General features: G+C 63.8%; 23 protein-coding genes and 1 tRNA gene. 5 read left to right on the forward strand and 19 right to left on the reverse strand.

Annotated features, from left to right (window positions below; genetic code table 11):
- Positions 1–40: 40 nt before the first annotated feature.
- From ACH0AE_RS00005 to ACH0AE_RS00030, 6 genes are all read right to left on the reverse strand, one after another.
- Complete coding sequence (locus ACH0AE_RS00005) at positions 41–409, reverse strand: response regulator (protein WP_406875353.1); 369 nt, start codon at positions 407–409, stop codon at positions 41–43.
- A gap of 54 nt (positions 410–463) precedes the next feature.
- Positions 464–2,758: an ATP-binding protein gene (locus ACH0AE_RS00010; RefSeq protein ID WP_406875354.1), complete on the reverse strand. Its 2,295-nt coding sequence runs from the start codon at positions 2,756–2,758 to the stop codon at positions 464–466.
- Between the two features lie 101 nt (positions 2,759–2,859).
- Positions 2,860–4,080 carry an EAL domain-containing protein gene (locus tag ACH0AE_RS00015; RefSeq protein ID WP_294442027.1) on the reverse strand — a complete coding sequence of 407 codons (1,221 nt, stop codon included), beginning with the start codon at positions 4,078–4,080 and terminating at the stop codon, positions 2,860–2,862.
- Positions 4,081–4,606: 526 nt separating this feature from the next.
- The gene (ald, locus tag ACH0AE_RS00020) at positions 4,607–5,686 is read right to left on the reverse strand and encodes an alanine dehydrogenase (RefSeq protein ID WP_294442026.1); all 1,080 of its coding nucleotides are present in this window, start codon (positions 5,684–5,686) and stop codon (positions 4,607–4,609) included.
- Between the two features lie 128 nt (positions 5,687–5,814).
- On the reverse strand, positions 5,815–6,015 hold the full coding sequence (locus ACH0AE_RS00025) for a CsbD family protein (protein ID WP_294442025.1): 201 nt from the start codon (positions 6,013–6,015) through the stop codon (positions 5,815–5,817).
- Between the two features lie 52 nt (positions 6,016–6,067).
- Positions 6,068–6,952: a tyrosine-type recombinase/integrase gene (locus tag ACH0AE_RS00030; protein ID WP_294442024.1), complete on the reverse strand. Its 885-nt coding sequence runs from the start codon at positions 6,950–6,952 to the stop codon at positions 6,068–6,070.
- A gap of 57 nt (positions 6,953–7,009) precedes the next feature.
- On the opposite strand from ACH0AE_RS00030, the gene ACH0AE_RS00035 reads away from it, so the two are divergent.
- Positions 7,010–9,178 (forward strand): primosomal protein N', encoded by a 2,169-nt coding sequence (locus tag ACH0AE_RS00035; protein WP_294442023.1) that lies wholly within the window; start codon positions 7,010–7,012, stop codon positions 9,176–9,178.
- 114 nt (positions 9,179–9,292) lie between these two features.
- On the opposite strand, the gene ACH0AE_RS00040 is transcribed toward ACH0AE_RS00035, so the two are convergent.
- From ACH0AE_RS00040 to ACH0AE_RS00060, 5 genes are all read right to left on the reverse strand, one after another.
- Entirely contained in the window at positions 9,293–9,544 is a 252-nt protein-coding gene (locus tag ACH0AE_RS00040) for an ATP synthase F1 subunit epsilon (protein WP_294442022.1), read from the reverse strand.
- Positions 9,545–9,658: 114 nt separating this feature from the next.
- Positions 9,659–11,131 carry a F0F1 ATP synthase subunit beta gene (atpD, locus tag ACH0AE_RS00045; RefSeq protein WP_294442021.1) on the reverse strand — a complete coding sequence of 491 codons (1,473 nt, stop codon included), beginning with the start codon at positions 11,129–11,131 and terminating at the stop codon, positions 9,659–9,661.
- A gap of 23 nt (positions 11,132–11,154) precedes the next feature.
- The gene (locus ACH0AE_RS00050) at positions 11,155–12,036 is read right to left on the reverse strand and encodes a F0F1 ATP synthase subunit gamma (protein WP_294442020.1); all 882 of its coding nucleotides are present in this window, start codon (positions 12,034–12,036) and stop codon (positions 11,155–11,157) included.
- Positions 12,037–12,157: 121 nt separating this feature from the next.
- Positions 12,158–13,687, reverse strand: a complete 1,530-nt coding sequence (atpA, locus tag ACH0AE_RS00055; RefSeq protein ID WP_406875355.1) for a F0F1 ATP synthase subunit alpha — start codon at positions 13,685–13,687, stop codon at positions 12,158–12,160.
- A 3-nt stretch (positions 13,688–13,690) separates the two neighbouring features.
- The gene (locus tag ACH0AE_RS00060; protein WP_294444769.1) at positions 13,691–14,260 is read right to left on the reverse strand and encodes a F0F1 ATP synthase subunit delta; all 570 of its coding nucleotides are present in this window, start codon (positions 14,258–14,260) and stop codon (positions 13,691–13,693) included.
- Positions 14,261–14,389: 129 nt separating this feature from the next.
- On the opposite strand from ACH0AE_RS00060, the gene ACH0AE_RS00065 reads away from it, so the two are divergent.
- Complete coding sequence (locus ACH0AE_RS00065) at positions 14,390–15,118, forward strand: dienelactone hydrolase family protein (protein ID WP_365928927.1); 729 nt, start codon at positions 14,390–14,392, stop codon at positions 15,116–15,118.
- Positions 15,119–15,148: 30 nt separating this feature from the next.
- Here ACH0AE_RS00065 and ACH0AE_RS00070 read toward each other — a convergent pair whose 3' ends face one another.
- Both ACH0AE_RS00070 and ACH0AE_RS00075 read right to left on the reverse strand, forming a co-directional pair.
- On the reverse strand, positions 15,149–16,495 hold the full coding sequence (locus ACH0AE_RS00070) for a hypothetical protein (protein ID WP_294444768.1): 1,347 nt from the start codon (positions 16,493–16,495) through the stop codon (positions 15,149–15,151).
- 242 nt (positions 16,496–16,737) lie between these two features.
- A complete protein-coding gene (locus ACH0AE_RS00075; RefSeq protein WP_294444767.1) occupies positions 16,738–17,517 on the reverse strand; it encodes an enoyl-CoA hydratase in 780 nt (259 codons plus the stop codon).
- A 60-nt stretch (positions 17,518–17,577) separates the two neighbouring features.
- Here ACH0AE_RS00075 and ada point away from each other — a divergent pair, with 60 nt between their 5' ends.
- The gene (ada, locus tag ACH0AE_RS00080) at positions 17,578–18,618 is read left to right on the forward strand and encodes a bifunctional DNA-binding transcriptional regulator/O6-methylguanine-DNA methyltransferase Ada (protein WP_294444772.1); all 1,041 of its coding nucleotides are present in this window, start codon (positions 17,578–17,580) and stop codon (positions 18,616–18,618) included.
- Between the two features lie 107 nt (positions 18,619–18,725).
- Complete coding sequence (locus tag ACH0AE_RS00085; protein WP_406875356.1) at positions 18,726–20,246, forward strand: CpaF family protein; 1,521 nt, start codon at positions 18,726–18,728, stop codon at positions 20,244–20,246.
- Between the two features lie 7 nt (positions 20,247–20,253).
- Here ACH0AE_RS00085 and ACH0AE_RS00090 read toward each other — a convergent pair.
- From ACH0AE_RS00090 to ACH0AE_RS00115, 6 genes are all read right to left on the reverse strand, one after another.
- Positions 20,254–20,329 (reverse strand) — tRNA-Val (locus ACH0AE_RS00090).
- A gap of 73 nt (positions 20,330–20,402) precedes the next feature.
- Positions 20,403–21,347, reverse strand: coding sequence for a winged helix DNA-binding protein (locus ACH0AE_RS00095; protein ID WP_294444765.1), 945 nt, complete (start codon positions 21,345–21,347; stop codon positions 20,403–20,405).
- A gap of 124 nt (positions 21,348–21,471) precedes the next feature.
- Positions 21,472–22,980: an NAD(P)(+) transhydrogenase (Re/Si-specific) subunit beta gene (locus tag ACH0AE_RS00100; RefSeq protein WP_294444763.1), complete on the reverse strand. Its 1,509-nt coding sequence runs from the start codon at positions 22,978–22,980 to the stop codon at positions 21,472–21,474.
- Positions 22,981–23,035: 55 nt separating this feature from the next.
- Complete coding sequence (locus ACH0AE_RS00105) at positions 23,036–23,335, reverse strand: proton-translocating transhydrogenase family protein (protein WP_294444761.1); 300 nt, start codon at positions 23,333–23,335, stop codon at positions 23,036–23,038.
- Between the two features lie 124 nt (positions 23,336–23,459).
- A complete protein-coding gene (locus ACH0AE_RS00110) occupies positions 23,460–24,584 on the reverse strand; it encodes a Re/Si-specific NAD(P)(+) transhydrogenase subunit alpha (protein WP_294444760.1) in 1,125 nt (374 codons plus the stop codon).
- Positions 24,585–24,587: 3 nt separating this feature from the next.
- Entirely contained in the window at positions 24,588–24,722 is a 135-nt protein-coding gene (locus ACH0AE_RS00115) for an aa3-type cytochrome c oxidase subunit IV (protein WP_294444759.1), read from the reverse strand.
- A gap of 128 nt (positions 24,723–24,850) precedes the next feature.
- Here ACH0AE_RS00115 and ACH0AE_RS00120 point away from each other — a divergent pair, with 128 nt between their 5' ends.
- Positions 24,851–26,272 carry a sigma-54 dependent transcriptional regulator gene (locus ACH0AE_RS00120; protein ID WP_294444758.1) on the forward strand — a complete coding sequence of 474 codons (1,422 nt, stop codon included), beginning with the start codon at positions 24,851–24,853 and terminating at the stop codon, positions 26,270–26,272.
- Positions 26,273–26,299: the final 27 nt, after the last annotated feature.

Here is a 26,299-nt window from a genome sequence, read left to right on the forward strand (position 1 = left end):
TCCTCACTGGCGAGTACCTTTGGCCCAAGGACGCCGGCGCTTAGGGTGTCATTCCGCCCTCAGCCGGAACCGACCCCAGATTGTCCATGGCAACGGGCTTGAAGATTACGTCGTCAGCGCCGGCGGCGATGCAGCGTTCGCGAAGGTCGATGGCGGTGTCCGCGGTAACGACGATGATGGGCACCCGGCCCTTCGCATCCTCACGCGCCCGCACGTGGCGGATGGCGGTGATGCCGTCCATGCCCGGCATACGCAGATCGACGAGCAGCATGTCGTAATCATTGATGTCGACCAAGCGCAGACCTTCCTCCGCGCTTTCGGCCTCTTCCATGTCGGCCCCGGCAACTTCCAGCATATCCCGGACGACACGGCGATTCATCCGGTCATCCTCGATGAAAAGCACGTTCATAAGTGGAGCCCGGACAGGCAGCTCATTCGTTCCATGTTGCCTACCATTATCGCGTTATGCCGCTTCGGGCACAAGAGCGGCGGCATCCGAATCTGTAGTGAACAATGCTTTAACCAACGCTTCCTTGCCAATCGGCTTTGCGACGAAACGGGTAATGCCTGCTCTGCCGAGACTTGCTCGCTCCACCGGCTCCAGTGCGGGTCCCAGCAAAGCGATCGTCGCCTGAGGCGAAGCGGCCGCCAGGGACGCAATTGCCGAGACATGATCGTCCCACCCGCGCATGGTGGTGTCATCGATGAGCAGAGTCGCGGCAGGTGCGGTCGCCAGCGCCTCGAGCGCGTCCGGCGCGGTGGCGGCAAAAGCCACCGCACCGCCGACAGGGCTGAGCAGCGCCTTGAACATGGCGCGTGTGATCGGGCTTCGATCAATTACCAGTACGCCGCGACCCTGCCCGCCTGCTCGGGCCGGTTCTTCGATCGGCTCATAGGGCAGATCAAGCGTGAAGGTCGCCCCGCCGTCCAGTTCACTTGCCACCGTGACGTCGCCGCCCATCGCACGGGAAAGATTGCGGCAGATCGACAGGCCAAGACCGGTCCCGCCGAATTGACGGGTCGTGCCTGCATCAGCCTGGCGGAAAGCTTCGAAAATTATCTCCTGCTTGTCCGCTGCAATGCCGATGCCGCTATCGGCAACGACCAGGCTCCAGCGCCCGTTCGTAGTCGACGAGGTGACGGTTACATGGCCGGACGGCGTGAACTTCACCGCGTTGGACAACAGGTTGAAGACGATCTGGCGCAACCGCGTGGCGTCGATCATCGAGTTACCGGGGCAGTCCATCAGATCGAGGCTGAAATTGAGCCCCTTCGCACGCGCCTGATCTTCCCACATGCGCGCTGATTCAACGATCGTCCGGCGAACGTCGGCCGGCGCGTTCTCGATCAGCATTTTGCCGGTTTCGATCTTCGCGACGTCCAGGATGTCATCGACAAGCGCGCGCATGGTGGTGCCCGCGCCGTGCACCACCGACAGACGATCGCGCGTACCCGGCTCGAGCTTCGGATCCGCGAGCATGACCTGGGTCATCCCCAGGATGCCATTCAGTGGGGTGCGAATCTCGTGACTGGTTGTCGCGAGGAACTCCGTTTTCGCAGCCAAGGCCTTCGCCAGAGCTTTATTCGAGACGGCAAGCGCATTGCGGCTGCGACGGATCGTGAAAAGGCCGAAGGCAAGCAGGCCGATGATCAGCAGAGTTACGGCCGCCACGCCGACGAAAATCTGCCGCTGCGTGCGCGCACGCGCTTGCTCGAACGCGACGTCCTTTTGCAGATCGGCCGCCTTGAGCTGCGCAATCCGCAGTTCCTGGTTGGCAAAATCGAACCGTGCTGCAGCGATAGCGGCGCTGTTCGACCGGGCGATCTCCGTTGCCTGGTCATCGAGCCGCTTCAACGCAGCGAGGTGTTTCAGCGCAAGATCGGGGCGCCCGACCCGCTCATAGATTTGGTATGCCGTTGCGTGCGCCGGACGATCTGGAGGTAGCGTGGCTTCGAGGTCGACTGCCCGAAACCGTTCTTCGATCAGTTGCCGCGCCCGGGCAACATCACCGCGGTCGAGCGCTAACTCTGCGGCAAGAGCGATAAAGATGGGTCGATAAGCAGCAGCGTCAGACTTTGCCGGGAAGCCGAGCCCCTCCGTGATATAGCGCTGAGCCCCCACGAGGTCCTTACGCTCCAGACGAATGTCGGCAGCGTTGGACAGGACCTGAGCATAAAGCAACGGGCTGTTCATCGAGCGAACGGCGCCGAGCGCCTTCCCGATTTCCGCTTCAGCGGCAGGCAATCGCTCAAGCTCTTTCAGTGCGCGCGCGCGACCGTTGAAGATAGCGACAGACAGTCCAGGATCGGCGCGATGCGCTTCGATCGCTTCGCCAAAGTAGCGCAGCGCCGCGTTATGATCGTTCGCGTTGGCATGCACCAACGCGATCATGATCAAGGCCTTCGCCTGACTGCGCGTGTCTCCCGAAGCCTGGAACATGGCATGAGCACGACGCAGGTTGGTCAGTGCGGGCCCTATCTGCCCTGTAGCGCTCAGCACCCCCCCTTCGGAGAGCAGGATGTCAGCGTTCAACTGCGTGCCGGGCGCCGTCTTTTCAACGATGCGCCGCGCATCTGCGAGAACCCTGGCGGCTTCCTCTGGCTCGGCCACTCGACTCTTCGCTTCGCCGAGCAACCACAGCGCAATCGCTTCCATACGTCGAGACTGAGCGCGCCGGGCGAATGCGAGGGCTTGTTCCGCACCCCCGACTGCGCGCGCCGGATCGGTGAGCATAGCTGCCTTCACATCCGCGGCCATGACATCGAACTTTGGATCGCTTACCGAACGGCTCGGAGGCGCAGCAGCCAGCAAAAGCGGGGCGACTAAGAGGGCTGCAGACGCGCAGCGGCGGAACTGTATCAACCGCGCTTCCAAGCGGTTGCAAGGCGGTTAAAGGATGCTCGCGTATCCTCGGGCGCCTGGTGGTGCCGGTCTTCTTCCAGGTACGTCATCAAAGCCTCGACCGCGATTGGACGGCTGATGAGGAAGCCCTGAACCATGTCGCATCCCATGACGGTGAGCAACGCCAGCGCGGCGTGAGTCTCAACGCCTTCCGCAACGACTTCCATCTCAAGCGCATGCGCGAGGTCGATCGTCGAGCGGACGATGAGCGGGTCGCGGTTCGAACTCGTCAATTGCGTAACGAACAGCTTGTCGATCTTGAGTTCGCGCGCGGGAAGCTGCTTCAGGTAAGCAAGGCTGGAAAGACCGGCCCCGTAATCGTCGATCGCGATGACGATGCCGATGTCCGCGAATCGCTGAAGATTGGCGATCGCAGACTGCGGATCGCGAATGACCGAAGTCTCTGTCACCTCAAAGCCGAGTTTCGCATCTGCCTCCGCAACCAGGTGACAAGCTGCATCGACAAACGCATTGTCGGCGAGCAGTTGGCCCGAGATGTTGATGAAGACGCGTAGATCGTGGCCGGCGGCCGAAAGGCGACGCTGATCGGCGATCGCCTGACGGATCGTCCATAAGGTCAGGAGGTCGATAACCCCGCCATTCTCAGCGGCCGCGATGAAGTCACCCGGGAGGACAAGCCCACGTTCCGGATGACGCCACCGAACCAAGGCCTCGGCGCTGCCAATCTCCTGCCGGCGGACATGCACCTTCGGTTGATAAAGCAGCAGCAATTGGTTTTCGGCGATCGCGACCCGTAGCTCATCTGCCATCCGGCGCAACTCGCGGGCGCCGGGTCCGGTAACATCGTGCTTTACGGCGCCATCTGCCCCTCGCGCCTCCAGCAGGGCCGCTTCCGCTTCCTCCACCAACCGGACGTCATCCGTCTGCGAGGCGCGGCCTACCGCCGCTCCGAAGACGGCCTTTAATCTATGCTCCTCACCCTCGAGGTTAAACGGAGCATCGCAAAGCTCTCGAAGGCGCTCCAACACCCTATCGAGATCGCTTGCTTCGCCGCTCTCCATCGTCAGCTCCACCATGCTGCGGCTTGCCGCGGATAGGCGCGCATCAGGCAACGCGGCGGCAAAGCGCGACACTACATCCGCGGTCAGTAGATCAGCGCGGGCACATCCAAGGTGCCGACGCAGCGCCGCGAAGTTGGTGATCTCGGCCAGCACCATGAAACACCATGCCGGCCGCTCCGCCGGCGACAACGGTAGGGCGTCGTCCGCATGATTCGTCGCTGCGACATGCATGGTTTGGGAGCCCGAGCGAGACATGGCTCCGCGATACGCCGGCATCTCTGAAGACACCTTAAACGTGCACCGTATCGGCACAGATTGTTTGGTTAATTTTCTCTTAAACTGTTTGCTAGAAGGTAAACAAATCGTTAAGGGGTTAGCTGCGTTTCCGTCGCGCACCAAACTAGGGAGACTAAAATGCTCGCTTTCATCCTCGCGCTTATCCACGGCGCTGAAATCAAGCCTTGGTAACTGCTTGGCAGTGCTCGGCATCGGAGTGTCATGTTGCGGCTAGGCTTCATGACGGGAAGATCGCAATGGTGCTGCCGCAGTAATATTAGGGTCGCGACAATCCATTTGGCTGGTCGCGTTTAAAAACAGAAAGACCTCGATCTGACACCAGATCGAGGTTTTTTTGCTTTCGAAGTAAGATGATGAGCGAACAGCGCCGCTCCCGGTGTGGCCGCTACCGCAAGCTCTCAGCCACCGCTTTGTTAACGATTTCGCCGTCGTGAATGTTGAGACCGTCCATGAGCCCGGGATCGCCGTCGCACGCCGCGACACCCTTCGCGGCGAGCGCAAGGCCGTAAGGAAGCGTGGCGTTGTTGAGCGCGTGGCTTGATGTAAGCGGCACCGCGCCCGGCATGTTCGCGACGCAATAGTGAATCACCCCGTCCACCTCGTAGGTGGGGTCAGCATGGGTCGTGGCGTGGCTCGTCTCGAAGCACCCGCCCTGATCGATCGCGACGTCGACCAGCACGGCGCGTCGCTTCATGTGGGACAGCATCGAACGGGTTACCAGCTTGGGTGCCGACGCGCCGGGGATGAGCACCGCACCAATGACAGCATCAGCCTCGCTGATCTCGTGTTCGATCGCCTCCAATGTGGAGACGCGCGTGCGCACCCGCCCCTGGAACAGTTCGTCAAGCTGTCGCAGCCGCGGGATCGAGCGGTCGACGATCGTTACCTCCGCGCCGAGGCCCACCGCCATGCGCGCGGCATGGGTACCCACCACACCGCCGCCGAGCACCACGATGCGAGCGGGCGCCACGCCCGGGACACCGCCGAGCAAGACACCGCGACCACCGTTATAGGCTTTCAGCGCAGCGCCAGCGGCCTCGATCGAGAGGCGACCGGCGACCTCGCTCATCGGCGCAAGGAGCGGCAACCCGCCTGATCGGTCCGTCACCGTTTCATAGGCGACCGCGGTGACACCGGAATCTATCAGTCCCTGCGCCTGTTCGGGATCCGGCGCCAGATGCAGGTAGGTGAAAAGGATCTGGCCCTCGCGAAGCTGCACCCATTCGTTTGGCTGCGGCTCCTTAACCTTCACAACCATCTCGGCGCGCGCGAAAATCTCTTCGGCGGTCGCGACGATGCTTGCCCCTGCGCCAACGTAGGCTGCGTCATCCGCACCGATCCCGGCTCCAGCCGTTGTCTCGATGATGACATCATGGCCGTGCGCGATGTATTCGCGAACCGCTCCTGGGGTCAGACCGACACGATATTCGTGGTTCTTGATTTCCTTCGGAACACCAACCAGCATTCATCTCTCCTGGTATCACCTGATACCACCTGAATTCGCCCTGCGCCCGCGGTTCCGAAATGACAAGGGGCCGCGCCGAACATTCGGCGCGGCCCCTCTCCCGCGTGACACTTCAAATAAAAGCCGCCTTAGATGTCGTCGCCAAGCGCGCCCTTCACCTTGCCGGCAAACTGCTGCGCCTTGCCTTTCATTTCCTGGCCGGCGCCCTCTGCAGCAAGCCGATCATCGGCTGCCGTACGAGTTGCAGGATCCTTGTCGGCAGCGGCTTGCTTGGCTTTGCCCAACGCCTCGTTGACGTTGCCTTTTACCTTGTCGATAAGCTCGCCCATATTCACCTCCTACTACTGCCAGGAAAACGGGCCCCGTCGCCGGTTTGTTCCGTCAGGCCCGGGGATGGGCGTGGCGGTACACATCCAGCAGATGAGCCGCGTCGACAGCAGTGTAGATCTGTGTTGAGCTCAGGCTCGCATGTCCGAGCAACTCCTGCAACGATCGAAGATCCGCGCCGCGACCAAGCAAATGCGTGGCGAATGAATGCCGAAGCGCGTGCGGCGTGGTGCGTTCCGAAAGGCCTAGCAGCCCCCGTGCCTGGCGAACCCGCGCTCGCACCACCCCGGGGGAGAGCGGCCCGCCGCGAAGGCCGCGGAACAATGGTTCTCCCCGATCCGCCAACCACGGCGAGATCGCCAGATACTCCTCAATCGCGCTTCTGACTGGGGGAAGCAGCGGGACAATACGAGTCTTGTCTCGTTTGCCCTGGACGATGATCGTTTCACCGAGCGGCAACACCGATCCGGTGAGCGCCAGCGCTTCACCGATGCGCAGGCCAGCACCATAGAGAAGGAGCAGCAAGGCCCAGTCTCGCTTTCCTACCCACGGCGTCTGCGCGGCCGCTCCCACCTCCTCGGCCAGCGCCACCGCTTCGTGTGGCGCGACAGGACGGGGAACACCCTTGCGCACGCGCGGCCCCTTGAGGCGAGGCGCCTTGCCATCTCCCGCTGACCAACCGAGGAAGTGCCGCACCGCCGAGAGCTCGCGCGCTGCGGATGAGTTCGATAGCCCTTCGCCGCGGCGGTGGGCGAGAAAGGCCCGCAGATCTGCGGCGCCGACCTCCGCTAGACGTAATCGCGTGGGTGGGTCGCCCCAATGCGCGCGAAGGAAGGCGAGGAGGCGCTCAGCGGTCGCGCGATACACTCGCACCGTGTGGATCGAACGGCGGCGATCACGAACAAGGTGCGCGGCATAGAGGCTCGGAAGATCTTCCACGCGTAATGCATAGCGACCGCTTTCCTCCGAGTCGCCAACAACCCATATGCAGGCGCAATGTCCCGTGCTCGCGTCCTCGTCCTGAACTCCGCTCTTGGGCCTTTAGACTACCGTGTTCCCGCCGGCATGAGCGTCGAGCCGGGATCGGTCGTGGTCGCTCCACTTGGTCCCCGTCAACTGCTCGGCGTGGTATGGGAACCGGAACGGATGCCGTCCGAAGCCGAGGTCGGCGACAATCGCCTGCGCAACTTGCTTGGAGTGGTGGATGTCTCGCCGCTCCGTCCAGCGCTGCGGCGGCTGATCGAGTGGACCGCGGACTATTATCTTGCGCCCGCAGCAGCGGTGCTACGCATGTCGCTGTCTTCTACGTCAGCATTGGAGGGCGCGAGAACCGCGATCGAATATCGGGCGACCGGCACGGAGCCGCCACGCCTGACGCCGCAACGGGCGCAGGCCCTAGAACGCATCGGTGAGCGGCAGGGGTTGATCCGCGAGCTTGCGATGATCGCCGATGTCTCGGACGGGGTGATCCGCGGTTTGGTGAAAGCCGGAGCGATTGAGCCGATCGAGGTCAACATCGACAGTCCGTTCCCAATGCCCGACCCGGACCACGCGCCACCAAGACTTTCCCAGGACCAGCGAGCGGCAGCCGATGCTCTCACCGCGGACGTGCGCACGCGCGCCTTCCGCCCCACCCTGCTGGACGGGGTCACCGGATCAGGCAAGACCGAGGTCTATTTCGAAGCGGTAGCAGAGGCGCTTCGGCAAGGACGGCAAGTACTCGTCCTGCTGCCGGAGATCGCGCTGACCGAGCCGTTCCTCAAGCGGTTCCACGATCGCTTCGGGTGCGAGCCGGTCGCCTGGCATTCGGGGTTGCGCTCCACGCAGCGTCGCCGGGCATGGCGCGCGATCGCCAACGGAGATGCGCGTGTGACGGTGGGCGCGCGCTCGGCACTGTTCCTGCCCTACGCCGATCTGGGGCTGATCATCGTCGACGAGGCGCACGAGACGAGCTTCAAGCAGGAGGACGGCGTCCACTATCACGCGCGCGATGTCGCGGTGATGCGGGGCAAGTTCGAGGGCTGTCCTGTGATCCTGGCGTCTGCAACGCCGGCCATCGAGACCCGCCAGCAGGTGACACTCGGCAATTACGCCGAGCTCAAGCTTCCCGGCCGCTTCGGCCCCGCACAAATGCCGGCGATCGAAGCAATCGATCTTCTCGAACACAAGCCCGATCGAGGCCGCTGGCTCGCGCCACCTTTGGTGAAGGCACTGGAGGAAGCGCTGGAACGGCGCGAGCAGTCGCTGCTGTTCCTCAACCGGCGTGGCTACGCACCGCTGACCTTATGTCGTCATTGCGGCCATCGCTTCCAGTGCCCGAACTGCACAGCGTGGATGGTGGAGCACCGCCTGACCCGCCGGCTTGCCTGCCACCATTGCGGGCACGTGGAGCCGATCCCGCGCGCCTGCCCGGAGTGCAGCGAGGAGGACAGTCTGGTAGCATGCGGGCCGGGCGTCGAGCGGATCGCGGACGAGGTATCGGCCCTCTTCCCGGACGCGCGCGTCGCCATCGTCACCTCTGACACCATTTGGTCACCGGCAAAGGCGGCGGAATTCGTCAACCGAATGGAGGACGGCGAGATCGATATCGTCGTCGGCACGCAGTTGGTGACGAAGGGATATCACTTTCCCAACCTGACGCTGGTCGGCGTTATCGATGCTGATCTTGGCTTGGAAGGCGGAGACCTTCGCGCTTCGGAGCGGACGTTCCAGCAGATCCGGCAGGTGTCCGGGCGCGCTGGTCGCGGCGAAAAGACCGGGCGCGTCTTTATCCAGACGCACAGCCCTAAAGCGCAGGTGATGCAGGCGCTCATCACCGGCGATACGGAGGCCTTCTATGCCGCTGAGACAGAAGCGCGGCAGGAGGCCGGCGCCCCGCCCTTCGGCCGATATGCCGCGATCATCGTGTCCAGCGAGGATCAGGGCTGCGCGAGCGAAACGGCCCGCCTCATCGGCCGAACCGCGCCGCAGGTGGACGGCATGCACGTCTATGGCCCGGCGCCTGCACCGCTGGCGATGCTACGCGGCCGCCATCGCTTTCGCCTACTCGTTCACGCCCGTCGATCAATCGATGTCCAGGATGCGATACGCGCTTGGCTCGCGAAGCTCGATTGGCCGGCAAAGGTGCGCGTTGCTGTTGATGTTGATCCGTATAGTTTTCTTTAGAGGCCGCTCCCCGACCCGCACCCGCGACGATCAGGGATCACCCGCTCCCGCACGAAGCAAAAGGCTCCACCAGGATAAACCCGGCAGAGCCTTCCAAAAGCCGTAAGGCGGCGGTCAGCCGGCGTGTTCCGCCAGAACCGTCAAGCCGTTGGCATTCACTTCCGCGAAACCGCCGCGGATCGCAATCGTCTCGGGGGCGGCGCCTTGGGTCTTCTGGACGAGCAGATCGCCGTCGCGGATCGTCGACATCAACGGAGCGTGGCCTTCCAGCACACCGAAGTCACCTTCAGTGCCCGGGACGGTGACCATGTAGACGCTCTCGCTGCGCACGAGACGTTCGGGGGTAACGAGTTCGAAGTGGAGCATCTCTTCTTCTCACTCCCCTCCGCAGACGGGAGGGGTTTGGGGAGGCCGTTGCGAAGGGCACCGCACGGCACCCCTCTCCGGATCCCTCCCGCGCGCAGGCGGGAGGGGATCGGCTTAAGCCTCCTGCGCCAGCTTCTCGGCCTTGGCGACAACTTCGTCGATGCCGCCGACCATGTAGAAGGCTGCTTCCGGCAGGTGATCGTACTCACCATTCACCACAGCCTTGAACGAGCGGACGGTGTCCTCAAGCTGCACGAACTTGCCCGGGATGTTGGTGAACACCTCGGCGACGTGGAACGGCTGGCTGAGGAAGCGCTGGATCTTGCGGGCGCGGCTGACCGTCAGCTTATCCTCTTCGGACAGTTCGTCCATGCCGAGGATGGCGATGATGTCCTGCAGCGACTTGTACTTCTGCAGGATCGTCTGCACGGCGCGTGCCGTCTCGTAATGCTCCTGACCGACGACGCGCGGCTCGAGAACGCGGCTGGTCGAATCCAGAGGGTCCACCGCCGGATAGATACCGAGTTCGGAGATGGCGCGGCTGAGCACGGTCGTCGCGTCAAGGTGAGCGAACGAGGTTGCCGGCGCCGGGTCGGTAAGGTCGTCCGCGGGAACGTACACGGCCTGAACCGAAGTGATCGAACCCTTGTTGGTCGAGGTGATGCGCTCCTGCAGCGCACCCATGTCGGTCGACAGGGTCGGCTGATAACCCACGGCCGACGGAATACGGCCGAGCAGCGCCGACACCTCCGCGCCCGCCTGCGTGAAGCGGAAGATGTTGTCGACGAAGAACAGCACGTCCTGACCTTCCACGTCGCGGAAATACTCGGCGATCGTGAGCCCCGACAGAGCGACACGGGCGCGGGCGCCGGGCGGCTCGTTCATCTGGCCGAACACCAGTGCCACCTTCGAACCTTCGCTGGTCGGGTTGCCGTCGGCATCTTTGGCGATGACGCCGGCGTCGAGGAACTCGTGATAAAGGTCATTACCCTCACGGGTACGCTCGCCAACGCCCGCGAACACCGAGGTGCCGCCGTGGCCCTTCGCGATGTTGTTGATCAGTTCCTGGATGAGCACGGTCTTGCCCACCCCGGCGCCGCCAAACAGGCCGATCTTGCCGCCCTTCGCATACGGCGCGAGCAGATCGATGACCTTGATGCCCGTCACGAGGATCGCGCTCTCCGTCGACTGATCGACGAACAGCGGCGCCGGCGCGTGGATCGGCGCCTTGTGCTCGGAGCTGACCGGACCACGCTCGTCGATCGGCTCACCGACCACGTTCAGGATGCGGCCGAGCGTCGCCGGCCCCACCGGCACAGTGATCTGGGCGCCCGTGTCAGTCACGTTCTGGCCGCGGGTCAGCCCCTCAGTGGAGTCCATCGCGATCGTGCGGACAGTGTTTTCACCCAAGTGCTGAGCGACCTCAAGAACAAGGCGCTGCCCGTTGTTCTCGGTCTCCAGTGCGGACAGGATCGCCGGCAGCTGGTTGTCGAACGTCACGTCGACAACGGCGCCGATCACCTGGCTGATGCGGCCCACATTGTTGCTGCCCGAAATGGTCGGGCGATCATCGAGGACGGTGGCCATGTTCTGCTTCCTGCTTTCGAAACTTAGAGCGCTTCCGCGCCGGAAATGATCTCGACCAGTTCGGTCGTGATCGCCGCCTGGCGGGTACGGTTATACTGGATGGTGAGGCGATTGATCATGTCGCCGGCGTTGCGCGTCGCATTGTCCATCGCGGTCATGCGGCTGCCCTGCTCGGACGCGGCATTTTCCTGCATCGCGCGAAAGATCTGGATTGCGACATTGCGGGGCAGAAGCTCAGCGAGGATCGCTTCCTCGTCCGGCTCGTACTCGACCGCAGCGCCGCCGTCGTTCGCGGTCGAGACCTCGCCGACAGGCACCGCCACCGGGATGATCTGCTGACCAGTGGGGATCTGCACCAGTGCCGACTGGAACTTGGCGAAGAAGAGATGCGCGACGTCGAACTCGCCAGCCTCATACCGGGCAATCAGATCGTCGGCGATCTCACGTGCCTGATCAAAGCCGAGTATCTTGTGCTGGCCTAGCTCATGATCCGCAGCGATCCCGTTCGGGTAAAAGCGGCGCAGCACGCGGCCCTTCTTACCGGCAAGATAGAACCGAACCGTCTTGCCGGCCGCTTCGAGTTCCTCGGCCTTGCGGCGGGCGGCGCGAACAATGTTCGTGTTGAACGCACCAGCGAGGCCGCGCTCCGACGTCGCGACGACGAGCAGATGCACCTGATCCTTGCCCGTGCCGGCAAGCAACTTCGGGCTGTTCTCGCTTACCGTCACCTTGGACGCGAGGCTGGCCATGACCGCCTCAAGCCGCTCGGCATAGGGCCGGCCGGCCATCGCCGCTTCCTGGGCACGGCGCAGTTTGGCGGCGGCGACCATTTTCATCGCCTTGGTGATCTTCTGCGTCGACTTCACCGAGCCGATGCGGATCTTGAGGGCCTTGAGGCTTGCCATTCTACTTCTTCACCGTCCCCTCACTCGTCGCACCGGCCTTGATCCGGCATCCCGCGTCTCCTCATGGATCGAAGCGGAACCCCGGCTCAGGCCGGGGCGACAATGTGTGTTGCCCTGTTCGTTACGCGAAGGTCTTCGCGAACGCGTCCAGCGCCGCGACGACCTTGCCCTTGGCTTCGTCGCCGAGGTCGCGGGTGTCGCGGATCAGCTTCAGCGTGTCGCCATGCTGGTCACGCATGAAGGCAAGCATCGCCGCTTCATAGCGGACGACGTCCTGCACCGCGACACTGTCAAGATAGCCGTTGGTGCCCGCAAAGATCGACACCGTCTGCTCCTCGAACGGCAGCGGCGAGAACTGCGGCTGCTTCAGCAACTCGGTCAGGCGTGCGCCGCGGTTCAGCAGCTTCTGGGTCGAGGCGTCGAGATCCGAGCCGAACTGCGCGAAGGCCGCCATTTCGCGGTACTGCGCCAGCTCCAGCTTGATCGAGCCGGACACCTTCTTCATCGCCTTGGTTTGCGCCGACGAACCCACACGGCTCACCGAGAGACCCACGTTGATCGCCGGCCGGATGCCCGCGAAGAACAGGTCGGTTTCCAGGAAGATCTGGCCGTCGGTGATCGAGATCACGTTCGTCGGGATATACGCCGACACGTCGCCCGCCTGCGTTTCGATGATCGGCAGCGCAGTCAGCGAACCATTGCCGTTCGCGTCGTTCATCTTCGCCGCACGCTCGAGGAGGCGCGAGTGGAGATAGAACACGTCGCCTGGATAGGCTTCGCGGCCCGGCGGGCGGCGCAGCAGCAGCGACATCTGGCGATATGCAACGGCCTGCTTCGACAGGTCGTCGAACACGATCACGGCGTGCATGCCGTTATCGCGGAAGAACTCACCCATCGCGGTGCCGGTGTACGGCGCCAGGAACTGCAGCGGCGCCGGGTCCGAAGCAGTTGCGGCAACGATGATGGAATATTCCATCGCGCCATTCTCTTCCAGCGTGCGGACGAGCTGAGCAACGGTCGAACGCTTCTGGCCCACTGCGACATAGACGCAGTACAGCTTCTTCGATTCGTCGTCGCCCTTGTTCACTTCGCGCTGGTTGATGAACGTATCGATCGCGATCGCCGACTTGCCGGTCTGACGGTCACCGATAATCAGTTCGCGCTGGCCACGGCCGACCGGCACCAGCGCGTCGATGGCCTTAAGGCCGGTCTGCACCGGCTCGTGCACCGACTTGCGGGGGATGATGCCCGGCGCCTTCACTTCGACGCGGCGACGCTCCGTCGACACGATCGGGCCCTTGCCGTCGATCGGATTGCCGAGGCCATCGACCACGCGACCAAGCAGGCCCTTGCCGACCGGAACGTCAACGATGGTGCCGGTACGACGAACGGTGTCGCCTTCCTTGATCTCGGCGTCCGAGCCGAAGATCACGACACCAACGTTGTCGGCTTCGAGGTTGAGGGCCATGCCCTGCACGCCATTGGCGAACTCGACCATCTCGCCCGCCTGGACGTTGTCGAGGCCATAGATGCGCGCGATGCCGTCACCGACGCTGAGCACCTGACCGGTCTCGCTGACCTGGGCCTCGGTGCCAAAATTGGCGATCTGGTCCTTGATGACCTTCGAGATTTCTGCGGCGCGGATATCCATCACTTAGCCTTTCATCGCGCTGGCAAGCGCATTCAAGCGGGTACGGATCGACGAATCGATCATCTGAGAACCGATGCGGACGACGAGCCCGCCAAGGAGCGCGGGATCGACCGCCAGATCGACCGACACTTCGCGGCCGACGCGTTGACGGAGCTGCTGCTTCAGCTGTTCCACCTGGTGGTCGGTCAACGCGTGCGCGCTGGTCACTTCGGCGGTGACTTCGCCGCGATGACGTGCGGCGAGCGTGCGGAAGGCACGGATGATCGCAGGCAGCTCCGCCAGGCGGCGGTTCTGCGCCAGCACGCCGAGGAAGTTGCGCGTCGTCGCGTCGACACCCAACTCGTCCGCGGTGGCAAGAACGACCTTGCTCGCCGCTTCGCGTGCGACCACGGGCGACGTCGTCAGCGCCTTGAAATCATCCGATTGATCGAGCGCGGCGCGAACCTTTGCCAGGCTCGCCTCCACCGTATCAATTGTCTTCGCCTGTTCGGCGAGGTCGAACAGCGCGGTCGCGTAACGCCCGCCCAGGCTCGCCTGGATGCTGCTGCCTAGATTACCGCTGGAACCATCCACGCGATTCGATCCCCGTTCGCACTAAGAGTAACCCCCATGCGAAAACACGGCGCGCGAGCGGCGCCGTCGCTTGGGTTGGCGGGCGCGTAGCAAAGGGATAGCGCAGATGCAACAAAAGCTAACGGAGAGATGGCGATGAACGGCGACGGGATCGGCGGCGGCCAGACGGGAACAGGCCACGCGGGCGCAATGGTCCGCATGACGATGAGCGATGGCGCCGAGATCGCGGTCTATCACGTCGATCCACTAGGTGATCGGCGCGGCGGTGTCGTGCTGGTGCAGGAGATCTTCGGCGTCACCGATCATATTCGCGACATGGCTGATGATTTTGCCGCCGAAGGCTATGAAGTGCTGGCCCCTGCCCTGTTCGATCGCGAGCATCCCGGCTTCGAGGCCGCATATGCCGGTCCGGACTTTGCCCGCGCGGTCGAACTGGCGCGCGAGCTTCACCCGTTCGATCTGTCATTGAAGGACACGCAGACCTGCATCGACGCGCTGCGCAACAAGGGCCCGGTGTTCGTCGTCGGCTATTGCTATGGTGGCTCGGTAGCCTGGGCAGCGGCGACGAAGCTTGATGGGGTGGCGGCAGCCTCCGCCTATTACGGAAGCATGGTACCGGTGCTTGCAGAGGAAGCGGCGCCGCGAGTGCCGGTGATCGCCCATTTCGGCCGCTTCGACACGGGCATCCCAATGGAAGGCGTCGAGAAGGTGATCGCGAAGGAATTTCCGCTCGCGGAGGTGTTCGTTTATGAAGCGGGGCACGGCTTCAACTCCGATCGGCGCAAGGATTATCACGAGCCGTCCGCCGACCTGGCAATTGAGCGCACTCTGAACCTTTTCCGCGCCAATGGCGGCTGAGGACCGGTTTCGCTTACTTATCAGGGCTACCTACTCCTTCGCCGCGTCTCCCGTCATCGGGGGCGCCGCGAGCGTGATCACGTCGTGCCCCTTCTTACCGGCATCGAGCGCGGCGATCATTTGGCTGGCCGGATTATTGGCCTCGGCATGAGGGTGGTAGGCGAGCGGACGTAGCAGCGCCTTGGCCTCATCCACTTCGTTCGCCGCGATCCGGGTGATCGCAGCCGCGAGGCGCACCTCCCCGTCCTGCGGCACGAGCTCCTGAGCCTTGTAGAGACCCTGGATTGATGAGGCGATCGGCTCCCTGCCCTGCATCCCGAAGCTTTGCCAGTACCACCACAAGGGCTGGGCATTATCAGGCTGCGCACGATTGGCGGCGACGATGCTGGCGCGCGCTTTCCCCCACGCCGCATTGTCCGTCGATTTCTCCCGCTCGAGCCGGCGCAGCTGCACCATCCCGCGATAGAGCAGCGCCTGAACCGATGCGGGATCCTTAGCCAAGGCATTGGCAGCCGCTTTCTCCGCGGCTGCGTCCTCATCGGCATCATGCGCCATCTCGGCGAACCAGCCTTGTACGATCGGGTCGTCCGGGTGGCGCACGGCCACAGGCGCAGCCTTGGCGTAGAGCTTCCGCCCAGATTCCTCATTGACGCCGCGAACCGATTCCATCCGCATTGCGATCATTGCCGCCTCACCCTTGGATAAGGGTCGAATCGCGACCGGTGGCACCGCTGCGTCCCCATAGCGCATCGAGACACCGCTCAGCCGGCTCTTCTTCAAGTAAGCGGAAAGCTCGCGATCGAGTTGGCGCATGTCGCCGAAAGCCTTTTGCGCCGCCAGGAGGTTTGGCGCGCCGCGATTCACCTCAGCGATGTAGCTGCGAAACTTCTCGAACCGTGCGGGATCGAACGTCATATAGTGGGTCATCAGCCAGCTTCGGCCATAGAAGCTGTCCATCTCGCTGGCGGTCCAGCTTTTCTTCGTCGACGGCTCGAATACCTGCTCAGCGCGAAGGCGGTCGCCCAGAACCAGTGCATAGGCCCGGTGCTGCGCAGGATAGCCGATGACGGCACGCTCATCCTCGATACGCGTGGTTGAAGCCAGTTCGGCAAATCCTTCCGAAAACCACTTCGGAAAAGCCAGATCGAAGCTGCCGAGCAGAAAATGATGCGCATATTCGTGGAACAGCACCAACCTGGATCCGTCCTGAGCAGTGCTCCAGCCGCCATTACCACTGAATGCGATGGAGCCGCTCACACGCGAAATATAAAAGCCCGCTGCGTTGCGGCACCGGCACAATCGCCGAATATCGTCGTCATCGACCAGAAAGACGGTGAGCTTGCGTGACGCTATTTCCGGCTCGTCCGGCGTGGACATGAACCGGCGAAGGCTCCAGTCGAAGCGCTCCAGTTCCTCCGCCTGCCGTTTCAGCGTCGCCTGGTTGCTGTCGGCATAAAGTATAAAATGGCGCGACTTGGCTTCGAGCCATTCCGCCTTAGATGCCGACGTTCCCAGAAGACTGGCCATCAGCAGCAGTACGCCGCGCCAAATCATGTAACCCCCGCCTGTAAACTGTCCCCTTGCAGTCACTTACAGGGATTGGAGGTGAGCGGAAGTAGCTATTGCGTTCGCCCGCGCGCCTGCACCGCAGCACGGCGTGCCTCGACCGCTTCCGGCGTTACTTGGCGATTTGCCGCGGAAGACCGCTCGTGTTCCAGCGCGAGAGCCTCACCGAACGGAAGCGCAAGGCCATCGTCGATCAGGCGCTTGTATGCAGAAATGAAAGCCGGATCGATGCTGGCGATGTCTGCTGCCAAGCGTTGGGCAGTCGCCACGAGTTTGTCAGCTGGAACGACCCGGTTAACGAGGCCCCACCGCTCCGCCGTCGCCGCATCGAGGAAATTGCCGCTCAGCGAAAGTTCCTTTGCGCGGCTGATGCCAATCAGGCGCGATAGCTTCTGGCTGAGCCCCCACCCGGGCATCACGCCGACGCGCGCGTGCGTATCTGCAAAGCGCGCCCGATCACTCGCGATTAGTATGTCGCAGGCCAGCGCGACTTCGAAGCCACCGGTGATGGCGACCCCATTGATCGCGCCGACCACTGGTTTGCGGCAAAGCTCAATGGCGCGGACAGGATTTTCATCCGCACCGGTCGCGTTCGCGGAACCCAGCGCACCCGGCTGCGACCCGAGTTCCTTCAGATCCAGGCCGGCCGTGAACGCGCGGTCTCCGGCGCCCGTGAGTACGACGGCGCGGACCTCGTCATCAGCATCGATCGCGGTCATCACTTCGTAGAGCCGCGCGCGTAGCGCCTTGGACAGGGCGTTCATCGCGTCGGGACGGTTCAGCGTAACCGTGGCAATCCCGCCCGCCTTTTCCATCAACACCAAATCATTCATTCATCCACTCCTTTTTTTGATCGCAAATCGCGGGATGCCCGCGCTCACGCCTTCGCCTACATCACGCCCACGACCGAGGCCATCGACACCAATGCAGCCTGGCAGGCGTTTGAGCGGCGCGACCGGGCGGCGGATGGGCGCTTCGTCGTCGCGGTGCGAACGACCGGCATCTACTGCAAGCCAAGCTGCCCGGCGCGGCATCCGAAGCGCGAGAATGTGACATTTTACGCCGATCCCGCCGCCGCGCGGACTGCTGGTTATCGCGCCTGCTTGCGGTGCAAACCCGATGAGCTTGGCCGGGACCGTATCGCAGTTGCCCAAGCGCTAGCATTTATCGACGCTGCAGAGGACGTTCCGCCGCTTCAGGTGCTCGCTGCGCATGTCGGCTATGCGCCGCACCATTTTCACCGCCTGTTCAAGCGCGCCACCGGCGTCACCCCCGCGGCGTACGGTCGCGGCCTGAGGGCGCGGCGCGCAGCTGCCGCGCTGAGCGGTGACGGGAGCGTGACGGAGGCGATCTATGCGGCGGGCTACTCCGCGCCTAGCCGCTTCTACGATCATGGCGTCCGACGGCTGGGAATGAGCCCGAGTGCATGGAAGCAGGGCGGTACTGGCGTAACGATCCGCTGGACGATTGTCCCTTCCAGCCTTGGCCCGATGCTGATCGCGGCCACCGATCGCGGGCTGTGCCGCATCGCCTTTGACGAGGACGCGGAGGATTTGGCAATGCGATTTCCTCGCGCTGAGATCATACCCGGCGATGCACGTCTGGCGAATTGGGCGGCAGAGGTGGTGGCGGCAGTCGAATCGCGGGAGCGCGATCACAACCTGCCGCTCGATGTGCGTGGCACCGCCTTCCAGGAGGCGATCTGGCAAGCATTGAAGCGCATTCCGGCGGGAGAGACCCGCAGCTACGCGGAACTAGCCGCGATGGCCGGGCGGCCCGGGGCCGTGCGCGCGGCGGGTTCCGCATGCGGCGCAAACCACCTCCCCGTGCTCATTCCCTGCCATCGGGTTACTCGATCCGGCGGCGAGCTTGGTGGCTACGCCTTTGGTCCGGAGCGCAAACGGGCGCTGCTCGCGCGGGAGCGGGAGAGCTGAGACAGCACGCCGGCCAGGGGAGCTGCCGCTAGGTATATGGCCGTTAAGCATTTTGAAAACCGTTCCCCGTAGCGTCCGATGAACGACCAGCAGGACAGGAAGCGGACGTGAGCGCATTCGGGCGTCGAAGTGCAGTAGGTTCGGCCACGCGACCTGGCTTTGGTGTTGCGCGCCCCATGCAGGGCGGCGGACCTCGGCCGGAGGGCGGGGATCAGTTTCCTCCGCTCGACACGATCGCAATGCCGGGCGAGCTGCCTGCGCCGGACGTTATGCCCTTGATGGGGGGCAGCCAGGGTGACGCGATGCAACGCCTCGCCGACCGGCAGGCAGCGTCAGGAGAGGCCGGCAACAGCCGTGTGGAAGGGTTCGAATCCTCGATCCACAAGATCAAGGAACAGGTGCTCCCGCGCCTACTCGAACGCGTCGACCCGGAAGCCGCCGCCACGCTCGGGAAGGATGAGCTTGCCGAGGAATTCCGGCCGATCATCGGCGAAGTTCTCGCTGAGCTGAAGCTCACCCTAAACCGCCGCGAACAGTTCGCGCTGGAAAAGGTGCTGGTCGACGAACTGCTCGGCCTGGGGCCGCTCGAGGAGCTGCTGGCCGACCCGGATATCTCGGACATCATGGTCAACGGCGCTGAACAGACGTTTATCGAAAAGAAGGGCAAGCTGCAGCTGGCGCAAATCCAGTTCCGCGACGAGGAGCATCTGTTCCAGATCGCGCAGCGCATCTGCAACTCGGTCGGCCGCCGCGTCGACCAGACGACGCCGCTTGCCGACGCCCGCCTGAAGGATGGCAGTCGCGTCAACGTCATCGTTCCGCCGCTTTCGCTGCGCGGCACCGCCATCTCAATCCGTAAGTTCTCCGCCAAGCCGATCACGCTCGACATGATGGCGGGCTTCGGCAGCATGTCGCCCAAGATGGCGACTGCGCTGAAGATCGCCGGCGCTTGCCGCTTCAACATCGTCATCTCGGGCGGCACGGGCTCGGGCAAGACGACGATGCTGAACGCCCTGTCGAAGATGATCGACCCGGGCGAGCGCGTGCTGACGATCGAGGACGCGGCCGAGCTTCGCCTGCAGCAGCCGCACTGGCTGCCCCTCGAAACACGCCCCGCCAACCTTGAGGGTCAGGGCGAAATCTCGATCCGCGACCTCGTCAAGAACGCGCTGCGTATGCGGCCGGACCGCATTATCCTGGGCGAAATTCGTGGCGCCGAGTGTTTCGACATGCTCGCCGCCATGAACACCGGCCATGACGGCTCGATGTGTACGCTCCACTCCAACTCCCCGCGCGAGGCACTGGCGCGTATGGAGAACATGGTGATGATGTCCGACATCAAGGTGCCGAAGGAGGCGATCAGCCGTCAGATCGCCGATTCGGTGGACATGATCATCCAGGTGAAGCGCCTGCGGGATGGTTCGCGCCGGGTGACCAACGTGACCGAGGTGATCGGCATGGAAGGCCCCGTCATCGTGACGCAGGAGCTCTTCAAGTTCGAGTATCTCGACGAGAGCGCGGACGGGAAGATCATCGGCGAATATCGGGCGATGGGCCTTCGCCCGTACACGATCGACAAGGCCAAGCAATATGGCTTTGACCAGGCGTTCCTGGAGGCGTGCCTCTGAGCGGGAATGGTGGGCGCTGACGGGTTCGAACCGCCGACCTACTCGGTGTAAACGAGCCGCTCTACCAGCTGAGCTAAGCGCCCCTGTCGGGAGAGCGGCGGTTTAGCGACCTTTTCGGATCGCACAAGACACCACCATCGATCCGTGAACCGTGAGTCAGACCAGCGGCAGGCCCATGGCGCGGATCGAGGACACGTAACGGCTCATCGCCGTCAGCCCGGCATCGGTGAGTGACATGAAGGCACGGCGGCGGTCGAAGGGATCGGGCGTGCGCTGGAACAGGCCCGCATTCGTCAATCGCGCGATCCAGCGAAGCGCGGTCGTCGGCGCGACGGCGGCGGCGATGCAGAGGCTGGATACCGACACCTGAGCGCGCTCCAGATGCGCGGCGTAGAGATCGAGCATCATGTCCCACGCCGGATCCTCGAACATCCCCTCGCCGAAATGACGATCGCGCATCCGGCGCGCGCGGACGATCTGCCGCACTTCGACCGGTGAGACCTGATGCAGTTCCACCGGTTCGACGCCATAACCCGACAGCTTAGGCTCGTTGATCGCGGCGGGCCGGATGGGGGTTTCGTGCCGCGTCAGATTGGCGAGCACATTAGTGATCCGCGCAACTTCCGCATTCAATTGGGCGATGCGGCCGATGTTGCCTTCGCTCACCCGATCATGAAGCACCAGCGGGTCAACCAGGTGCGCGGTGGCGAGTGCGGTAATCCAATCGGCTTCGGCTGGGTCGCAGAGGATTTCATAGCGCGATTGCACGAGGCCCGCGGCCGCCAGATCGATCTGATGCTCCGTGATCCCGACGATCAGCGCCAGATCGCGCCCCGCCGCCAGACCATCCAGCCGGGCAAGCGCGGTTGCGAGCGCCTCATCGCCCAGCGCGGCCGCCTCCATCAGGATGATGGGCCGCGCCGACATGGCCGTGATCCGCTCGACCGCATCCTGCCAGTCGACCTGGGCAACGACCCGGCCGCCGCAGGATTCCACCGCCGCTACAGGGCCCGTCGGCGCGCCCAGCGAAGCCTCTCCAATGATGAGGGCCTCTACCCCCGCGCTAATTCCCGCCCGTTGCTCATGATTCAACAAGTGCATGTGTTCCTCCGATCCGCCCCAGGACCATGGGATTGGCGTGCAGCCCGCAGTTGATCATAAACATCGAGAATGGAGCGGCTATCCGCAGAATCGGGCAACAGTCTCCATTATGGACAATAATCCATCAGTCCAATGCCTTTACGATCTCCTCCACCATCTTCTTCGCGTCAGCAAGAAGCATCATGGTATTGTCTCGGTAGAATACCTCATTGTCGACACCGGCATATCCAACGCCGCCCATCGAGCGCTTCACGAACAACACGGTCTTTGCCTTTTCCACATCGAGGATCGGCATGCCGTAGATCGGCGAGGACTTGTCCGTCTTTGCAGCGGGGTTGGTCACGTCATTGGCGCCGATGACGAAGGCGACGTCGGTCTGCGAGAATTCCGAGTTGATGTCCTCAAGCTCGAAAACCTCGTCATAAGGCACGTTCGCTTCCGCCAGCAGGACGTTCATGTGGCCCGGCATGCGTCCGGCGACGGGGTGAATCGCGTATTTCACGCGAACGCCCTGCTCCTTCAGCTTGTCCGCCATCTCACGCAGCACGTGCTGAGCCTGGGCGACGGCCATGCCGTAGCCCGGAACGATGATGACCTGTTCGGCCTGGCTCATGAGGAAGGCTGCGTCCTCCGCCGAGCCGCGCTTCCACGGGCGATCGATCTTCGCGGCGCCGTCACCCCCACCGCCGCTTTCGGCACCAAAACCGCCGGCAATGACGCTGATGAAGCTGCGGTTCATCGCGCGGCACATGATGTAGCTGAGGATCGCGCCGGACGAGCCGACCAGCGCGCCGGTGATGATCATCGCGGTGTTGTGCAGCGTGAAGCCCATCGCCGCGGCGGCCCAGCCGGAATAGCTGTTCAGCATCGACACCACGACCGGCATGTCTGCCCCGCCGATCGGGATGATCAGCAGGAATCCGATCGCGAACGACAGGATGACGACGATCCAGAAATCGAGCGGCGCCTGCGTCATCCAGAAGGAGAAGGAGAACCACACGATCATCAGCGCGACGCCGAGATTGATCGCGTGGCGCATCGGCAGGAGGATCGGCGCGCCACCCATGTTGCCGTTGAGCTTCAGGAACGCGATGACCGAGCCCGAGAAGGTGATCGCGCCGATCGCGACACCAAGGATCATCTCGATCCGGCTGACCGGATCGATCGAGGCGAACGGCTGGCCGATCATCGGCGTCACAAGATCGGCGATCCCGAAGGCAAGCGGATTGAGGAAGGCAGCGACGGCGACGAGCACCGCGGCGAGGCCGACGAGGCTGTGGAAGGCAGCGACGAGCTGCGGCATCGCCGTCATCGCAATTCGGCGCGCAATGAGGATGCCGATCGCCGCGCCGAGCCCGATCGCGGCCAGAATCTCGATCACCGCGAGCGTATCAACGCGCTGCATCAGTGCGACCTGATTGTAGCCGGCGATCTCACCCACCGTGAGCACCGGCATGGTCGGCACATGCGTCAGCAGCGTGGTGACCATGGCGATGGCCATGCCGATCATGCCGTAGCGATTGCCGCGGCGGCTGCTCTCGGGGCTCGACAGCCCTCGCAGGGCCATGATGAAACACACGCCCGAGATGAGGTAGGCAAGCGCCACCCAGGGATTGTCCGCGACGTGTTCCACTACCCTCTACCCCTTTAGAAGCTGAAGCGCGCCGCGTGATCGCGGCCGCGCCCGATCAGTGCTTGGCGACCGCTGGCCGCTCCTTCTTCTTGTACATCGCCAGCATGCGCTGGGTGACGGCGAAGCCGCCGAAGATGTTGATGCTGGCGAGGACCACGCCCAGCAGGCCGAGCCATTTCGCACTCGGGCTGCCGCTTGCCGAAGCGGCGATCAGCGCGCCGACGATGATGACGGAGGAGATCGCATTGGTGACCGCCATCAGCGGCGTATGCAGCGCCGGCGTGACAGACCAGACGACGAAATAGCCGACGAAACAGGCGAGCACGAAGATCGACAGGATCGCGATGAAGCTCAACTTCCCCTCCTTGTGCGGCGCGAATGTTGAATAAGTTGAGGCGATCGCGCGTTTTTCTCCAACGCCTCAACTTTCGCCGCGCCGACCCAGGAACCATGGTCGAAAAGCGGCGTGTAGGACAGCATCAGCCCGCGAGCAGCCGCGGGTTCACCACCTTGCCATCCCTGGTCAGCCGCACCGCGTCGCCGATCTCTTCATCGAGCACCGGGCGCCCCTGTTCCTTGTCCCAGAAAGCGGACAGGAAATTGAACAGGTTGCGCGAGAACAGCGCCGAGGCATCCGCCGCAAGCCGCGAAGGCACGTTGCGATGGCCGACGATCTTGACGCCGTGCCGCTCGACGATCTGGCCGGCGACTGCGCCTTCGACGTTGCCGCCCTGCTCCACCGCGAGATCGACGATGACGCTGCCGGGCCGCATGGTCGCGATCTGCGCGTCGCTGATAAGGCGCGGCGCGGGCCGCCCTGGGATCAGCGCGGTGGTGATCACGATATCCTGCTTGGCGATGTGCGACGACACCAGTTCGGCCTGAGCCTTCTGATATTCCTCGCTCATCTCGGTCGCGTAGCCGCCCGAGCCCTCGCCCTCGATCCCCTTCACATTCTCGACGAAAATCGGCTTGGCGCCGAGCGAGAGGATCTGTTCCTTCGTCGCGGAGCGCACGTCGGTGGCCGACACCTGCGCGCCCAAACGGCGCGCGGTGGCGATCGCCTGGAGGCCAGCGACACCGACGCCCATCACGAAGACCTTGGCGGCCGAAATCGTGCCCGCCGCAGTCATCATCATCGGGAAAGCGCGATCATATTCGCCGGCCGCGTCCAGCACGGCCTTGTAGCCGGCGAGATTGGACTGGGAGGACAGGATGTCCATCGATTGCGCGCGGGTGATACGCGGCATGAACTCCATTGCCAGCGCCTCGAGCCCGGCGGCGGCATAGGCATCGACCCGCGCGCGCTCGCCGAACGGGTTGAGCCCGGCGACGAGCCACGTGCCGGGCCTGGCGCCGGCGATCGAGGCCGGATCCGGCCCCTGCACGGCAAGGATTATGTCGGCATCTGCCAGCACGCTGGCGCGATCGCCGATGACCGCGCCGGCATCGGCATAGGCCTGATCGGCGATCGAAGCTGAATGTCCGGCGCTCGCTTCTACGGCGAGATCGGCCCCCAACGATGTGAACTTCTTCACCGTCTCCGGTGTCGCCGCCACTCGTCGTTCGCCGTCCGCCCCCTCCTTAAGGACAGCGATCTTCATGGCTCAGGCGATCAGCCAGATAACGATAGCGACCAGAATGACGCTGGCCACCGTTCCCCACTTGAGCAGGCTCATCACACCTTCATAGGTTGAGACATGCGCCTTGATATCACCGGGGTTCGCGCCCTGATCGGCCATGGTGGTCCTCTTCGTAGATTGTTCCGCGTCCGTCCTTATCCGGCGCCGTCATGACCCTCAACCCTGCTTAAGGGCGCTTTTACTTGCGGCCACTAAAGCTAAGCAAAGGGACGGAGACGGGATACGAGATGACGCGAAACGGCCAGCGCATGCTGATGCTGATCGACGACGAACCCGCGCAGCGCCGGCTGGTCGCAGCACTGGCCGCGCGCGGCGGCTGGCGGACCTTGTTTGCCGGCGATTCGGAGACGGCGATCGCAACCTTGGGAACGCAGGACGGGATGCGTCTGGACGCGATCCTGCTGGATCATTGGGGCGAGGATGCCGACGCGTCCGCGCTGATCGAGGAATTGCGCGTGCGCCGCCCCGCGCTGCCGATCCTGGTGCTGACGGCCAATGGATCGGTGAGCCACGCGGTCAACGCGATGCGCGCGGGGGCAACCGACTTCCTGGTGAAGCCGCTGGCGCCGGAGCGGCTGCTGCGGGCGCTGGACGCGGCGGTGGCCGATACCGCGGCGGGGGAGCTTCGCCCGCTGACCGAGAAGATCCCGGCAATGCTCGGCTTCGACGAGATCGTCGGCTCCGCGCCCGATTTCCGTGCAGCGCTGGCGGTGGCGGCGAAGGCGGCGCGAGCGCGAGTCGCCGTGCTGATCGAGGGCGAGAGCGGCGTCGGCAAGGAAGTGGTGGCGGAGGCGGTTCACGCCGCCAGCCCGCGATCGAAGAAGTCGATGATCCGGGTGAATTGCGGCGCGCTGCCCCCCAACCTCGTGGAAAGCGAGCTGTTCGGCCATGAGCGCGGCGCCTTTACCGGCGCGTTCGAACGCAAGATCGGCAAGATGGTGGATGCCGAAGGCGGCACGATCTTCATCGACGAGATCGGTGAGATGCCACTGGATGCGCAGGCGAAACTTCTGCAATTTCTGCAGACCAGCGAAGTGCTGCCGATCGGCGCGCGCCATGCGCGCGAGGTGGACGTTCGCGTGATCGCGGCGACCAACAAGCGCCTGATCGAGGAAGTGGAGGCGGGCCGCTTCCGCGAGGATCTCTATTACCGGCTGAACGTCGCCCAGGTGACGATTCCGCCGCTGCGCGAACGGGCGCAGGACATCCCTGCCCTGTCGCGGCACCTGCTGGCGCGGATTGCGCAGCAGCCCGGCCTGAAGGAGCTGGGCATCACCGACGATGCACTCGCGCTGCTGACCGACTATGATTGGCCCGGTAATGTCCGCCAGCTGCAGAACGCATTGTTCCGTGCGGCGGTGCTGTGCGAGGGCGACGCGCTGACCCGCGCCGATTTCCCGCAGATCGCCGGTTTCAACGCGCGCCGCACCCGTATGCCGCCGCCGCAGCAGATGGCGACGTCCGGCGGGGTGATGCTGTTCCGCCCCGACGGCAATCTCAGGACGCTGGACGAGATCGAGGCGGACATTATCCGGCTGGCGATCGGCCATTACCGCGGCCGCATGACCGAAGTGGCGCGGCGGCTGGGGATCGGGCGATCGACGCTCTATCGCAAGCTGGGTGAGCTGGGGATCGACAACGCGGCCTGACCAGCACGCCAATCGGGCAACGGTTCG

It is taken from the genome of Sphingomonas sp. 179-A 2A2 NHS, from assembly GCF_045371305.1.
In the GTDB taxonomy this organism is placed as follows: domain Bacteria; phylum Pseudomonadota; class Alphaproteobacteria; order Sphingomonadales; family Sphingomonadaceae; genus Sphingomonas.